At 47.1% G+C, this 14,631-nt stretch carries 14 protein-coding genes and 1 riboswitch; of the genes, 11 read left to right on the top strand and 3 right to left on the bottom strand.

Annotated features, from left to right (window positions below; all coding sequences use genetic code 11):
* Positions 1–142: 142 nt before the first annotated feature.
* Together AC2EXB_RS17140 and AC2EXB_RS17135 are read right to left on the bottom strand one after the other, a co-directional pair.
* Positions 143–1,093, bottom strand: a complete 951-nt coding sequence (locus AC2EXB_RS17140) for a class F sortase (protein WP_235197412.1) — start codon at positions 1,091–1,093, stop codon at positions 143–145.
* Positions 1,094–1,158: 65 nt separating this feature from the next.
* Positions 1,159–2,493, bottom strand: coding sequence for a hypothetical protein (locus tag AC2EXB_RS17135; protein WP_483602469.1), 1,335 nt, complete (start codon positions 2,491–2,493; stop codon positions 1,159–1,161).
* A gap of 281 nt (positions 2,494–2,774) precedes the next feature.
* Here AC2EXB_RS17135 and AC2EXB_RS17130 point away from each other — a divergent pair, with 281 nt between their 5' ends.
* From AC2EXB_RS17130 to AC2EXB_RS17100, 7 genes are all read left to right on the top strand, one after another.
* The gene (locus AC2EXB_RS17130; protein WP_246807951.1) at positions 2,775–3,347 is read left to right on the top strand and encodes an RNA polymerase sigma factor; all 573 of its coding nucleotides are present in this window, start codon (positions 2,775–2,777) and stop codon (positions 3,345–3,347) included.
* A complete protein-coding gene (locus tag AC2EXB_RS17125) occupies positions 3,335–4,054 on the top strand; it encodes an anti-sigma factor (protein WP_483602468.1) in 720 nt (239 codons plus the stop codon). Before AC2EXB_RS17130 ends, AC2EXB_RS17125 begins: the two co-directional genes overlap by 13 nt.
* Before the next feature lie 152 nt (positions 4,055–4,206).
* Positions 4,207–5,106 carry an SDR family NAD(P)-dependent oxidoreductase gene (locus AC2EXB_RS17120; RefSeq protein ID WP_483602467.1) on the top strand — a complete coding sequence of 300 codons (900 nt, stop codon included), beginning with the start codon at positions 4,207–4,209 and terminating at the stop codon, positions 5,104–5,106.
* 19 nt (positions 5,107–5,125) lie between these two features.
* The gene (locus AC2EXB_RS17115) at positions 5,126–6,028 is read left to right on the top strand and encodes an SDR family NAD(P)-dependent oxidoreductase (RefSeq protein ID WP_246807956.1); all 903 of its coding nucleotides are present in this window, start codon (positions 5,126–5,128) and stop codon (positions 6,026–6,028) included.
* 270 nt (positions 6,029–6,298) lie between these two features.
* Positions 6,299–7,099: an alpha/beta fold hydrolase gene (locus AC2EXB_RS17110; protein ID WP_246807957.1), complete on the top strand. Its 801-nt coding sequence runs from the start codon at positions 6,299–6,301 to the stop codon at positions 7,097–7,099.
* 11 nt (positions 7,100–7,110) lie between these two features.
* Complete coding sequence (locus AC2EXB_RS17105) at positions 7,111–8,049, top strand: GGDEF domain-containing protein (protein ID WP_246807958.1); 939 nt, start codon at positions 7,111–7,113, stop codon at positions 8,047–8,049.
* A gap of 136 nt (positions 8,050–8,185) precedes the next feature.
* Entirely contained in the window at positions 8,186–9,028 is an 843-nt protein-coding gene (locus AC2EXB_RS17100) for an STAS domain-containing protein (RefSeq protein ID WP_246807959.1), read from the top strand.
* Between the two features lie 55 nt (positions 9,029–9,083).
* Here the strand turns inward: AC2EXB_RS17100 and dapA are convergent, their stop codons facing one another.
* The gene (dapA, locus tag AC2EXB_RS17095) at positions 9,084–9,974 is read right to left on the bottom strand and encodes a 4-hydroxy-tetrahydrodipicolinate synthase (protein ID WP_246807960.1); all 891 of its coding nucleotides are present in this window, start codon (positions 9,972–9,974) and stop codon (positions 9,084–9,086) included.
* A 126-nt stretch (positions 9,975–10,100) separates the two neighbouring features.
* Positions 10,101–10,279, bottom strand: a riboswitch (Lysine riboswitch).
* Between the two features lie 107 nt (positions 10,280–10,386).
* Between dapA and AC2EXB_RS17090 the strand changes: the two genes are divergently transcribed.
* From AC2EXB_RS17090 to AC2EXB_RS17075, 4 genes are all read left to right on the top strand, one after another.
* Positions 10,387–10,992, top strand: a complete 606-nt coding sequence (locus AC2EXB_RS17090) for an SAM-dependent methyltransferase (RefSeq protein WP_483602466.1) — start codon at positions 10,387–10,389, stop codon at positions 10,990–10,992.
* 59 nt (positions 10,993–11,051) lie between these two features.
* Positions 11,052–11,900 carry a KPN_02809 family neutral zinc metallopeptidase gene (gene ypfJ / locus AC2EXB_RS17085; RefSeq protein WP_483602465.1) on the top strand — a complete coding sequence of 283 codons (849 nt, stop codon included), beginning with the start codon at positions 11,052–11,054 and terminating at the stop codon, positions 11,898–11,900.
* Between the two features lie 134 nt (positions 11,901–12,034).
* A complete protein-coding gene (locus tag AC2EXB_RS17080; RefSeq protein ID WP_483602464.1) occupies positions 12,035–13,201 on the top strand; it encodes a TraB/GumN family protein in 1,167 nt (388 codons plus the stop codon).
* A 177-nt stretch (positions 13,202–13,378) separates the two neighbouring features.
* Positions 13,379–14,602 (top strand): ISL3 family transposase, encoded by a 1,224-nt coding sequence (locus tag AC2EXB_RS17075; RefSeq protein WP_483601356.1) that lies wholly within the window; start codon positions 13,379–13,381, stop codon positions 14,600–14,602.
* Positions 14,603–14,631 lie beyond the last annotated feature (29 nt).

The raw sequence follows: 14,631 nt of genomic DNA, 5'->3' as shown, positions 1-14,631 counted from the left end.
AGTGCGTCAGGCATTAACAAAAAGAATCAGTAAAACCACAATCCACTTTCTTGGCTAAAGTCCAAGAGAAACCTGATAACCAGAAAAACTTTTAAAAGCAAATAAAAACTGTGGAAGCTCTTTAGATAAGCTTCCACAGTTTTTATTTTAACGCTTCTGTTTTCTGTGATTCTTTCAAATCCACATCTACGGAGGAAACGTAGTAGCGCTTGCCTTCGCTTGGCTCGATCGTAATATTCTTGCGGTCGAACAGGGAGACGGTTTCAATTTTCTTCATTTCACCGGATGCGATGTCCTCTTCATAGACGCGGTAGCCGATAATGGCATCGTCCCGTACAGCATGCCACGAAACATTGAAATCAGTTGCAGTGACGTTCTCCGGTGCTTTGGGAGCTGCAATTTCAACTGCCGAGTCGGAGATGAGTTCAGCTGTTACCACCAATCGTTCTTCGTGCGAACCGATATCACGGTTAAAGTCGCCAGTACAAGTAATGAGGTTGATGAACCGTCCGTCTGCATTTCCAAAGATTTCTTCAATCGGTGCTGCATCGGTTTCATAGCTTGCCAGTTTTTGAACTTCAAATACCATTTCCCGGCCTGTTGCATCAAATAGTTTCACTTGATCACCAGGCTTAACGTCTTTCAGCTCGTAGAATACGGCTGGGCCGGTCAAGCTGTCGACATGGCCAGCAAGGACAGCATGTCCTTTAGCGCCAGCTTTGAAACCGGGTTCAAACCAGCCTACTTGATCGACATCTTCTGGGACGCCCATTTCGCCATTTTCAAGGATCCCGGTCGGTTCGATTGCTGCCTCAACTCCGATGGACTCGATTTCGATGCGCGTCGGCTCCATGCCTTTAATGCTTTCTTGCCGTTGTTTTTGGACCATTTCCAGTTTTTCGCGCTGTTCAGGAAAGATGGGGAATTCGGCGATTTTGTCGACAACATTTCCCGCCGTCACTTCTTTTTCACTGTTTTCTTCAAGTTGTACGCTTTCTTCTTTATCCGCCGGGCCATTCGCCAACGGCTTTAAAATGAAAAATAAGGCAGCGACCAAAAAAACGGCGATGCCCATTGTCACAATCTGCTTCATTTTCCATCCCTCCCATTAAAGTAGGAATAGAGAGGGCTAAAAAGCCCTCTCTTATTTCCTGTCATTTATGATTGTTGTTTACTTTGACGATACGTGATAGTTCCTGCGCCAACTAAGATCAATGCGCTTAAAGCTACCCAAAGCATCATCGTGCTGGATTGGCTTTCACTGCCGCCAAATCCGGTAGCGGGCATTTTTTCAGGGGCTGCATTGACAAAGTTCTCAGGGAATTGATCTACAACTGCACCACTTAAGCCTTTGCCGATATCGAACATGATGGCATAGCCAGTGCGGTAAGTCTCGTAAGAAGCTGCATAATCACCAGAAACATATTGCTGGAATGTATCTACTACTGATTTCTCGTGTGCCGCAACAGCAGCAATCGTTTCTTCAAGCGGCATGCGGTCTTCAGTCGCTGTGTTTAGGAAAGTACCTAATTCGTTTGCAAATGTATCTGTTAATGTCATGACGGCACCGTCTACAGCTTCCTGATCTTCAGAAGCGGAAGCAGCGGCTAAATTGCCTTGGATTGAAATGTGTTCGTTGTTCCAAAGAGCGGTGAATTGGTTGCTTGCTTCTTCCCCATAGACAGAAGCTAAAGCGCCGCGGAACTCTTCTGTATTCTGGTCCTGTGCCCAATCGGCAAAGTCAAAGTCTGCTGAACCGTTATAGCCTTTTACCATGCTCAATTGTGCGAGTGCAAAATGTTCTGCCGCAATTCGGTTCACTGTTGAACGGAAATCGCCGGCCGGTGTATTCGGGTCCGTGAACTGGTCAGGGAATTGAGTGGCAATTGCACCGCTGATGGCACTGCCAGCTCCGAAAATCTGCTTAAAGCCTTCGAGATAAGAAGTATAAGCCGCTTCGTATTCACCAGCTACATATAAGTCGAAAGTATCTTGTACGAAATCTTCATGCTGGCGCAACGCCTGTTTGGCTCCTTCTTCTGGAAGGTTGCCTTCCGTTGCTGTTGCGAGGAACGTGCCCATCTCGTCAACAAATGACTGGATCTGATCAAGGGATTCTTGCTTCATTTCTTCGTTTCCGTCTTTTACGGCCATTGCATAGTCATCTGTTCCAACATTATGCTTTGCGAAAATTTCTTCGAATGCCGCTCCGCCTTCTTCACCATAAACGGATGCGATGACCGGCTCCATATCGGCTGCGTTTTCATCTAATGCAGCCATGGCCGCTTCGGCTGCTTTATCGCCGTCGTAGATTTTCATCATCGAGTCGACAGCCAGAGCGTAGTGCTCAGACAGCAAACCATCAAGCGTCGCCCGCAATTCATCTCCTGTTGTATCCACGTGCGGGCCATCGTGTGCAAATGCCGTTGCTCCCATTCCTGGCAGCAGCAGCGCTGCCCCTAATACCGGCGCTAAAATTTTTCTCCATTTCATCGTCAACACTCCTCTTTTTTCATTTCTTGCTTACCTAACGGAACCTGTTGGAAAATAGATCACTCTTTTTTAAAAAACTTTTAAAAGTGAACTAAAAAACGAATCGATCCGTTAGAGGAGTAAGAAAGCAAAAAGAAGTAGCTGCGAATAAAAGAATGAAAATGCATCGTTCATTTTCACTCTTCTTATCTTCGAATTCTCGATTCCTTAACTTTATTGTGTTGGCTAACGCTGAGTTATAGTAAGCTTGAGGAATGAAATCTGAATAAAGGGGACCAGTTATGGAGAAAAGTTCAGACTTTGTTCTATATGAACGTGTACGGAACAAAGACAAAGAAGCGCTTGAACAATTATACGACCGCTATGAAAAAATTCTTTTCTCGTTTCTTGTGAAAATGACCGAAGACCGGGATTTGGCAGAAGAAGCGCTGCAGGAAGTTTTTATAAAAGTCTGGCGGGGTGTTGGAGAGTACGATGAAAGCAAAGGGAAATTCACTTCCTGGCTATTCACGATGTCACGGAATGCCGCCATCGATTTGATCCGCAAGAAGAAAAAGCCGTCAGTGGCGCTTGAAGAGGCTGGAGAATTGGTTAGTCCGGCATCGAGTGTGGAAGAAACGGCAGAATGGCAGGAAAAGAAAGAACAGATTCAATTGGCTGTAAAAGATTTATCTGCCGAGCAGCAAAAAATGGTCCAGTTGTTTTATTTTAAAGGATACACACATGAAAAAATCTCTGAGCTATGCGAGGTTCCGCTCGGGACCGTCAAAAGCAGGATACGGCTCGCTTTGAAAAAACTGAAAGGGACTTTGCATGATATGCAGGAAAGGGGGGACTCACCATGGCGAAACTGAATTGTGACCACGTCATCGATTATTTGAACGGAACGCTCAGTAAAGAAGAACAGCTTGAATTTGAACAGCATTTGAAAACCTGTACGGATTGTCAGGAAATCATCGAAATGACGGGCGATCTCCCTTACCTTGCAGATCCTGTCGATCCACCTGCCGGGATGAAAGCCAGAATCCTATCTACTGTCTTCGAAGAGGAAGAAGAGCAGAAGAAATCCGAAGAAGTGAAGCGGGAACCCGCTCCGCTTATCGCACAAAAAGCGGTGAAAAAGAAGAATAGATGGCCAGTGCTGATTGCGGCTGCCTTGTTCGTATCGCTGCTCGGCAATGGCTATGCCTTGCTGAAGCTGTCGGAACAGCCGGAAACCGGCGGGGAGATGGCCTTCCAATCCATCGATCTTCAGCCGAATAAAGTATTTGGCGGAACGGCGAAAGCCGCAATCATCCGGGAAGAGGAGTCGCTTGAATTGGTCGTGCAAGCCGAACAATTGGAAGCCCTTGAAGGTGAACAAGTCTATCAGATTTGGCTCTTGAAAGAAGACAAACCGATTCCGGCAGGAGCCTTTACTCCGAGTGCCAATGGAGAAGGAAATGCGTATTACAGTCTGGAAGACAATACCGAAGACTGGGATACGATCGCAATTACGCTCGAACCTCAGGCTGGCAATGCCTCGCCGCAGGGAGAAATCGTCTTGAGCTCCGAGATTTAAGAATAGAAGGAAGAAACGGACACTCCATTCATGGGGTGTCCGTTTTTTGGGATTTAATTCCTTGGCAGATCTACAAGACGCCCGCGTTTTCATTGCAGTGAAAGGGGTATGGCAGAAGCAACAAAACATTCTCTACCCGAGGAGGGGTTCAAATGGCAGACAAAAAATCCAGGCAAGGCCTCACCGTTGTCATCACCGGTGCTTCAAGCGGCTTTGGCAAAGGGATGGCGAAGCGGCTTGCAGCAGAAGGCGCGAATGTCGTCTTGGCGGCCCGGCGGACGGAGCTGATCGAGCAGCTGGCGGAAGAGTTGGGGCAGAATGCAGTTGCTGTTACGACGGATATCAGTATCGAAGGCGATATGGAACGGCTGATGGATACAGCGCTTGCGGATTTTGGAAAAGTGGATGTCTGGATCAATAATGCAGGGCTCGGAATTATCGGTTCATTCACGGAAATTCCACTAGCGGATCAGATGCGGCTCGTCCAAGTGAATCTCATGGGAACGATGTACGGCAGCCGCTTTGCTTTAAAGCAATTTAAGCAGCAAAGCTACGGAACATTGATCAATCTCTCTTCTTTTGTCACAAGTGTTCCGCTTCCATTCGGAGCCGCCTATACGGCGACCAAATACGGAATTTCGGGGCTCAGCAAAGGCTTATATCAGGAAATGCGGCTGGATGACTGGAAAGACATCCAAGTTTGCGTGGTCCATCCGTGGGTGACGGATACGCCTTGGACCGAACATGCCGGAAATTACAGCGGACATGCCATTGAAATTGGTCCAGCAGATGACCCGGAAGAAGTCATCGAAGAGATTCTCGGGCTGATCGATAATCCGCAAGAAAGTCTGGAAATCGGCTTTAAAGTAAAAGGCACAGCGGTCATGCACAAATTGATGCCGGACACCGTAGAGAAATTGGATGGCCATTTTCTGGACCGGATGCTGAAAAGTTCGCCGCCTGCTAAGCCGACATCCGGCAGTTTATTCGAACCGAGAATGGAAGGAAGTGAAGTCTCAGGAAATATGCGTGAACGTTTCCGCAACAAATAAGCGGCAAGGAGGAATTCGGATGGCTGAAAATGAAAAAAGGCAGGGTTTGACGGTTGTCATCACTGGTGCATCGAGTGGTTTTGGAAAAGGGGTGGCGAGGCAATTGGCAGCTGACGGAGCGAATGTGGTTCTCGCTGCCCGCCGAACAGCATTGATAGAAGAGTTGGCCAATGAACTCGGTTCGCATGCCATTGCCGTTACCACAGATGTCAGCAAGGAAAAAGATATGAAGCATCTTTTTGAGACGGCGCTATCCACTTTCGGGAAAATCGATGTCTGGATCAATAACGCAGCGGTGGGGGCGATCGGCCCTTATACGGAAGTGCCAGGGAAAGACATGGCACGCGCAGTTGAAATCAATGTCATCGGAACACTGATTGGCAGCCATTATGCACTGCGCCAGTTTAAGCTGCAAGGACATGGCACCTTGATCAATATCGGTTCGGTCGCAGGAAAAGTGCCTTTCCCGTACTATACTCCTTATAGTACGACGAAATTTGCAGTAATCGGGTTAACGGCTTCCCTTTATCAGGAAATCGAATTGGAAGGCCATCAAAATATTCATGTCTGCATGGTCCATCCATGGGCGACCGACACGCCGTGGTTTCTGCATACGGCCAACTACACAGGGCACGAAGCGGAAATGAAGCCGATGGACGACCCGGAACCGGTCATTGAAGCCATCATCAGCCTGATCGATGACCCGCAGGAATCCATTGGAGTGGGATCGAAAGTGAAAGGAACTGCGCTGTCGCGGAGCCTCATGCCGAAACTGACGGAAAAGATGAATTCGGTGCAAGTAAAGAAAGTGATAGAAGATGCACCGCCAGCGCCGCTAACTTCCGGAAGCCTGCATGAACCGCTCGATATTGGCACTGAGGTTTCAGGTGGAATCCGAAAACGCATGAAGTTGGAAGATTGACCAAGAAAAAACGGGCCATACGGGTTCGTTTTTATTTTGCGGATTAAAAATAACGGCTAGTTATAAAGGCCTTAATGGTTGTTGGAGATTTTTAGTATTTTGATTCAGTCAAAAAGAGATCGACTCTCTATTTGCCGGACTAATGGAGGGAATTGGGTATACATTCGAACAGCCAGATTCAACTGCTGTTACTTTTAGCAAGAGATGGTAGTATGGACGATAGCAGGTATTTTTAAGTAATCGGCATTGACGCAATGGGAGTGGTATAGGATGAAAGAAGCGATCATCAAAAGAAATAATGTACGGATCATAGGGGAAGGAAAGCAGACACTGGTATTTGCCCACGGATTTGGATGCGATCAATATGTATGGAATCGTATTGCGCCAGCATTTGAAGGCCAATATCGAGTGGTGCTTTTCGATTATGTAGGATCAGGAAAAAGCGATAAATCGAAATACTCGACGGAACGCTACAGTACGCTGCACGGCTATAAACAAGACCTATTCGATTTATGTGACGCCTTGGATCTTCGGAATGTGGTCTTTGTCGGCCATTCTGTCAGCAGCATGATCGGCATGCTGGCATCGAACGAACGCCCGGAATTGATCAAGAAACTGATTATGATTGCACCTTCGCCTTATTATATGAACGAGGAAGGTTATCGAGGCGGGTTTGAACCAACTGATATCGATGAATTGCTTGATATGATGGAAGTGAATTATAAGGAATGGGCGAAGTATCTGGCGCCTGTTATCATGCAAAATAGTGATCGGCCCACTTTAACGGACGATTTCGAAAGTATTCTTTGCTCGAATGACCCTGTCATTGCGCGCCAATTTGCAGAAGTCACATTCAAGTCCGATATGCGGAAAGAGCTGGGAAAAGTGAAAGTTCCGACCTTGATCCTGCAGACCCAATTTGATGCGATTGCACCGGTTGAAGTCGGGCGCTACATGAATGCTAAAATTGAAAACAGCCGACTGGTTCTTATGGAAGCCAAGGGACATAATCCGCATTTAAGTGATGCAGAAGAGACCATCGCTCACATCCAGGCGTATTTGAAGGAATAGGGGAGAACGAGATGGAGGAACGGTTGAATCAGGCGCCATTTGCTTATCTAGTGATGGACCAAGAATGCCGGATTATCGAAGTGAACGAAGAAATGAAAAAGATAATCGGAAAAGAAGAAGTTCCGGAGCATGTGCATCAACTATTGACGGTTGCTTCGATGGTTTATTTCCAAACTTATTTTTTGCCGGCTATCACCTTGCATAAAAAAGTCACTGAAATGTCCCTCACCATCAAAAGCCAGAAAGGGCCGATTCCAGTTTTGATGAATAGCGTTGAACGAAATGGCTTTTTTGAATGTGCCTTGATTGAAATGAGTATCCGGGGTGAATACGAGAAGGAGCTGCTTTTGGCGAAGCAAAAGGCCGAAAAAATCAATCAGGAATCGGCAGAAGCCTATGCAAAGCTTCAAACTCTTCTTTCAGAAGTGGAAATGAAACAGCTGGAACTCGAAAAGCTCAATGGCGGCTTGAAGCACCTCGCCAACACGGATCCTTTGACCGGCTTGAAAAATCGGCGCTATTTGGAAAAGGAAATGGATAATTTAATTGGGCGGGCACGAGAAGGGTTGCCGCTCGCTGCATTGGTGATTGACATCGATTTTTTCAAGAACGTCAATGATACGTATGGCCATCATATCGGGGATTTGGTGCTCCGTGAACTGGCTGATAAATTGCGGAGCGAAGCAGAAGCCTTCGGCATTGTGGCAAGACTTGGCGGAGAAGAGTTCATCATCGTATTGCCCGGATTTGACCACTTGCAGGCAAAAAGCTTAGCTGAAGAGATCCGAATGCGTGTAGAGCGGGATGAATGGGCTCATGCAGCGATCACTGTCAGTATCGGCCTTGCATCTTTTTCGGAGAAAGACAACGGCATCACATTATACAGCCGGGCAGATAAAGCCTTGTACGCTTCGAAAAAGGGCGGCCGCAATCGGGTGACGGCATTTTAAGAATAGCAGGTGCGGGTGGCTTGTTAAGCTTGCTTATAGGCGGTTTAATTTCTTTTGAATAAAAGTATGCCGTGAACCTGAAAGGCGGTTATAATGAATTCAAAACACTACTGAATTCAAACCATGGGGGATCAGGATGGATAAAGAAATTAAAATGCTCGGCAAACGGGTGGAAGAAGAACGCTATGTCATCGCTGAATTGATACAGGAAGAAGTTTCTAAAGACATCAGTTTTGAAGAAGCGAAAGAATATGCCGGTTTTATTGATGCAGTCACTGAATTCCGCGCGGGTTTTATCGGCTTGCTTGCCCAGTCATTTGAACATTTTTTGGATCCGCAAACAGCTTATGATGAAATTTCTGTCTGGGGAGAAAAAACCGGAAATTACTTTCTCGATCAAAATATGGCGCTTGATGCTGCTTTGGCAGAGACATCCCTTTACCGAAAGCATATCGGCAAAATCATTAAGACCGAAGCGATGCGCAATCAAATCAAACTCGAGCACCTTTTTGAAATCATGGAGTACTTTCATACACTTTTGGATCACGCTGCTTATTCCTATAGCTTTGCCTATATCAATTCATACCAGAAGAGCTTAAGGGAGGCTCGGGACGAATTCATGAAATTGTCTGCCCCGGTAGTGCCTGTAAACGATCAAATCGCTATTTTGCCATTGATTGGAGAAATTGATATCGATCGGGCTCAGTACATATTGGAAAAGACCTTACTGGAAGCCAGCCGTTTAAAAATCTCAACCTTGATTATTGATTTGTCTGGGGTCGTTAAAGTCGATGCGGTAGTTGCGGAACAGATTATCCGAGTGACCCAATCATTAAGGCTGGTCGGCGTGCACAGCATGCTGACCGGCATACGTCCGGAAATGGCCCAGACAATGATCAGCCTCGGAATTGATGTCAGCCAGCTTTTGCTTGGCGGCAGCTTGAAACAAACGTTTAAAAAACTTACTGCCAATCCTTAAAAAAACTGCTGAAGCATCAAGCCGCTTCAGCAGTTTTTCGTTGAATGAAATGGATTTAAAGTTTAGAAAGATTAGCTGGACTTTCCGAAAGCACGTGCTGAAGAGCTTGCTGTTCCTGCTCGTTCAACGGAATCATTGGCAAACGCACGCCGCCAACTTCTACGCCGCTTAAGTTCAGCGCTGTTTTTACAGGCACCGGGTTTGGCGCCGCAAATAACGCATGCATCACCGGCAAGAGTTTCCGGTGAAGAGCTGCCGCTTCTTGGACATTGCCGCCTTTGAACAGGGTAATCATTTCTTGCATATCGTTCCCGATAATATGGGCTGCGACCGAAACGATGCCTTGTCCGCCGATTGAAAGCATCGGCAAGGTCAAGCCGTCATCGCCGCTGTAAACCGCAAAGTCAGCTGGTGTATTTTCAATAATTGCCGCTGCTGCATCCAGATCGCCGCTGGCTTCTTTTATCGCCACGATATTTTTGATGGCAGACAGGCGAATGGTGGTTTCAGGAGACAGGTTCACGACACTGCGCCCTGGAATATTATAAAGCATCACAGGCAGGAACGTTGAAGCGGCGATTGCTTGGAAATGCTGGAACATGCCTTCCTGGGAAGGTTTATTGTAATATGGGGTTACGAGCATGACACCGTCCACGCCGATTTCTTCTGCTGCGCGCGTGAGCGAAATCGAAGAACGCGTATCGTTAGAGCCTGTGCCTGCAATGACCGGGATGCGTCCGTCGGTTATTTTAACCACAAACTTAAATAGCTCAATTTTTTCATCCGTTGACAGCGTAGGAGATTCACCGGTTGTGCCGGCTACGACTAGCGCGTCCGTGCCGTTCGCGATCAAATGCTCCACTAGTTTTTTGGTTGCCTGAAAATCTATATCACCTTGTGCGTCGAATGGCGTCACCATTGCCGTCACTACTTGTCCGAAATTCATCGTACCACCCTTTTCTCATTTTTTTGGTTTGCTTTTAGAGGTGAACGGGTCGGTCATTAACAAACAAAAAGCAGCAACGAGGGTCTCGTTGCTGCCATAGAAACAATGTCATGCGTTTGTTTCTTTGTGTCAGATAGCCCTCCATATAGTTTCCTATATGACAGTTCAGCATTTGTTCAATGCAGAACCAGCGATAGCCAGTATGAGCCTTTCATCGCTTCGGCAAATTCCCCTTTCAGCATACGTCAACGGATCCCATACTCCTCGGTAAGCGTACTGATGGTCTTTGCACCTCTATCCTCACCCGGAATATCCAGGCAAGAAAATATTGAATTAGCTAGACCATATCAAAAATAATGGAATATTGCAAGCCGTTCTGATTTGATTTAGTTAAAAAGAAAGGAGCTGTGTTATGGAAGAACAGTGGAGAGACAAGGAATTGGCTATCCAAACATCGGAGATCCAGCAAGGATTTCCTGAATCGATTCATCACAATCGCTATGAACCGACGCCTTATTCGCTTCTTGATCAATTGTTCGACCGGTACTCCTTATCTTCTTCGGATCGGCTCGTCGATTTTGGCAGCGGGAAAGGGCGGTTGAACTTTTACATTCATCACCGCTTTGGAGCCCAAACTGCCGGAATAGAAATGGATCCCGATTTTCATCGGCAGGCGCAAGAAAATTTACAGGCTTATGAAAAGAAACGGAAGACAGGAGGAAGCATCCGATTTATCCAGTGTTTGGCTGAAGAATACAAGGTGGAGGAAACAGATAATAAATTCTATTTCTTCAATCCCTTTTCTGTTCAGATTTTCATCGCGGTTGTCAATAACATCATGAAATCATATGAACAAAGAGCAAGGGAAATAGACTTGATCCTATTTTTTCCTTCTGATGACTTTATGGGTTATTTGGCGCAGCGGACTCCGTTCGAAGTGGCTGAAGAAATTGAATTGCCTTCTTCCGGAAAGAATCTTCGGGAACGGTTCTTGATATATCGGCTTTCGGTGTATTGATTTGAAAACTTGTAAATAGGGGTATAACGGGAGAAAGAGGTTGTTGAAGGAGTGGTTTGATGAAGTGGCGAGGCAGAAAAGCGAGTGGAAATGTAGAAGACAGGCGTGGGTCGGGAGGCGGCGGCAAGCTAGTTGCCGGCGGTGGAATTGGCGGATTGCTGATTGTTCTGCTTGTTGCATTTCTTGGCGGAGATCCAGGAGCGATATTGAATGGCCTAGATTCAGGCGGAACGCAGACAAACGAACCTTACGTGGAAACCGAGCAGGAAGCAGAGCTATCCGATTTTGTGGCAGTTGTCTTGGCGGATACGGAAACGGTATGGGCGCAGGTTTTTGAAGAGGAAGGCATGGAGTATGTGGAGCCGACCTTAGTGTTTTTCGATGGCAGTGTAAATTCTGCTTGCGGAACAGCAGGGGCTGCAGTCGGACCGTTTTATTGTCCGGGAGACCAGAAATTATACATCGACCTCAGTTTTTATGAAGAGCTTCAGAATCAGTTCCAAGCACCCGGTGATTTCGCGATGGCTTACGTAATCGCCCATGAGGTCGGGCACCATGTGCAGAACTTGCTTGGGGTCATGAAAGAAGTCCAGCCGCTCAGAAATCAATTGAGTGAAGAGGAATACAATAAGCTGCAAGTGAAGCTCGAGCTTCAAGCGGATTATTATGCCGGCGTCTGGGCCCACCATGCACAAGGGATGGACCTTCTCGAAGAAGGGGATTTGGATGAAGCGTTGACTGCTGCAAGTGCAGTCGGAGATGATACGATCCAGCAGCGCTCGCGCGGCTACGTCGTGCCTGAAAGTTTCACGCACGGCACTTCTGAACAGCGCAAGAAATGGTTCTACAAAGGCTTTGAAGCCGGTAACCTTCAAGCCGGGGATACCTTCAACGCAAATGATTTGTGACAGGGAACCCTTGAAAGTTGAAGAACTGAAGAGTCGGGCATTGATATTTTTGGCAATGTGATTCATTATTGAAATAGACAGTCTTTTCACGCAGTGCGCGAGGGGAAATTAGGTTCTATAAAGGAAGTAAATTCATGCAGGAAGAAAATATTACACGCATCCAGCTGGACGGCCGCGAGATTGTTTTAATCGGTACGGCCCACGTTTCCCGGCAAAGTGCGGAACAAGTAAAAACCGTCATTGAACAGGAACGCCCGGATTCGGTGTGCATCGAATTGGATGCACAGCGTTACCAGTCCGTTACTGAAAATAGCAAATGGAAAGAAACGGACATCTTCAAAGTCCTAAAAGAAAAGAAAGCCAGTCTGTTATTGATGAACTTGGCCATTTCTTCTTTCCAGAACCGGTTGGCTGATCAGTTCGACATCAAACCGGGGCAGGAAATGATTCAAGGCATTGAATCGGCAAAAGCGACAGGCGCTGAACTGGTGCTGGCTGACCGGAACATCCAAGTGACTTTCTCACGGATTTGGGGAAATCTTGGCGTTATGGGCAAAGCACAGCTTCTGACTTCGGTGTTTTTCAGCATCTTCAGCAAAGAAACCATTTCAGAAGAAGACCTAGAAAAGATGAAATCGCAAGATACGTTAAATGCTGTACTGGATGATTTCACGCAATCTTTTCCCAAGTTGAAAACGCCGCTTATTGATGAGCGGGACCAGTATTTGGCCCAGAAGATCAAAGAGGCTCCCGGCGAAAAAATCGTGGCGGTTCTTGGGGCGGCCCATGTACCGGGGATCACTAAAGAAATCCATAACGAACATGATTTAGCGAAACTGTCAAAAGTGCCGGCGAAGTCGAAGTGGCCGAAAATTATTGGCTGGATGATTCCGCTCGTATTGGTCGCATTAATTGCGATTACGTTTTACAACAATCCGGCAGCCGGAATCGACCAAACGATCAGCTGGGTGCTGTGGACCGCATCGCTCGGTGCCATCGGGGCAGCGGTCGCATTTGGCCACCCATTTGCCATCTTGACCGCATTTGTCGGAGGACCGATTGGTGCACTGCATCCTTTGCTGGCCGCAGGCTGGTTCTCGGGCCTTGCCCAAGCGTATGTGCGCCGGCCGAATGTCGGAGATTTTGAAACTCTTTCAAAAGACGTATTTACGATTAAAGGCTTCTGGGACAATAAAGTCACACGCGTCCTGCTGGTTGTGGTCCTTACCAATTTAGGGACAGCAGCAGGCAATATCATTGGCGGCGCTGATGTTATCCGTCTGTTCATCAAAAATCTATAGCATGCGAAAGCCGAACGGAGATCCTTGCTGTTCGGCTTTCTTACATTTCGTTGTATAAAAAAGTGGTTCTACACTAATTGTTGGGGTGTTGAAACAATTCGGCCCAAAAAAAGACACGCAATCTCCAAATTCTTTTATACTTGAAATGTCGAATAACAAGTAAAGAAGAGGAGATGCGTGCACTTGAATTTTACCATGAAATTTCCCGGATTAGAAGATGTGAAAATCATGAAGATGGAACAAGTGGAGGACCGGGTGGCCCTGCATGTGGAGTTGGAAGTGAAGGCACACCGTTGCCCGCGTTGCCAGGAGAAGACCCGGCGTGTCCACGATTACCGGATCCAAAAGATCAAACACCTGAAATGGTTTGAACGCCAGACTTACCTTTTCTATAAGAAGAGACGCTACGTATGCGGGGCGTGCGGCAAGAAATTCGCCGAACAGAATTCATTCATCGGCCGCTATCAACGGTTCTCAAAAGAGTGGAACCAAGCGGTTCATGTGCGCAGCGTCAAGGCGAAAACGTTCAAGGAAGTGGCCGGACAATACGGCGCTTCCGCTTCGACCATCGTTCGGCGTTTCGATCTGGTGGCGCTCCAGGAAGTTACTGAAACCGCAAAATTACCGCGTGTGATCGCCATCGACGAATACAAAGGCGACACCCGCGAAGGAAAGTACCAACTGATTATCGCCGATGGCGAAACGAGAGAACCGATCGATATCCTGCCCAACCGGAAAAAAGAGACGATCAAACAGTATCTCCAACAGCACGGAGCTGCGGTGGAAATCGTCGTCATGGACATGAGCCATTCCTTTAAAGCCGCGGTCAAAAAAGCACTCGGCAAACCGGTGATCATCGCCGATCGCTTCCACTTCTGCCGGTACATTTACTGGGCGCTGGACGCGGTCCGCAGACGCGTGCAGAAAAGTTGGAACGACTATGACCGCAAAAAAGGCAAACGGATGCGCTACGTCTTTTACAAAAACAGTGAGAAGTTAACCGAAAAGGACCGTTGGTACTTGAAGCGGTATCTTGAAATGGATGAGGAGCTCAAACGAGCATACGAACTGAAGGAAGCGTATTGCACGTGGTTTCAGGCAAGCAAAAAAAGAGATCCCGAGGAAATCCTCAAGACCAAAGAAGCGTTGCTGGAATTTTATCGGCTGGTGGAACAAGCGGGCATTCCCGAGTTCCAGAAAGCCATGGGCACCTTCCGAAACTGGCAGACGGAAATCTTGAACAGCTTCTCGTTCAAGTATTCCAATGGTTTCTTGGAAGGCATCAATAACCTGACAAAAGTGATTAAGCGGAACGCGTTCGGCTTTCAGAATTTCGAACGCGCCCGCGCCAAAATACTACTGACACACAAGTATAAGAATATGGGAGTTCACGTTGGTTAGAGTGAGGAAGATTTCACCTCACCCCAACA

The organism is Planococcus alkaliphilus, from assembly GCF_057031095.1.
The sequence above is the reverse complement of the archived record's forward strand: the minus strand, read 5'-3'. Positions and strand labels throughout refer to the sequence as shown.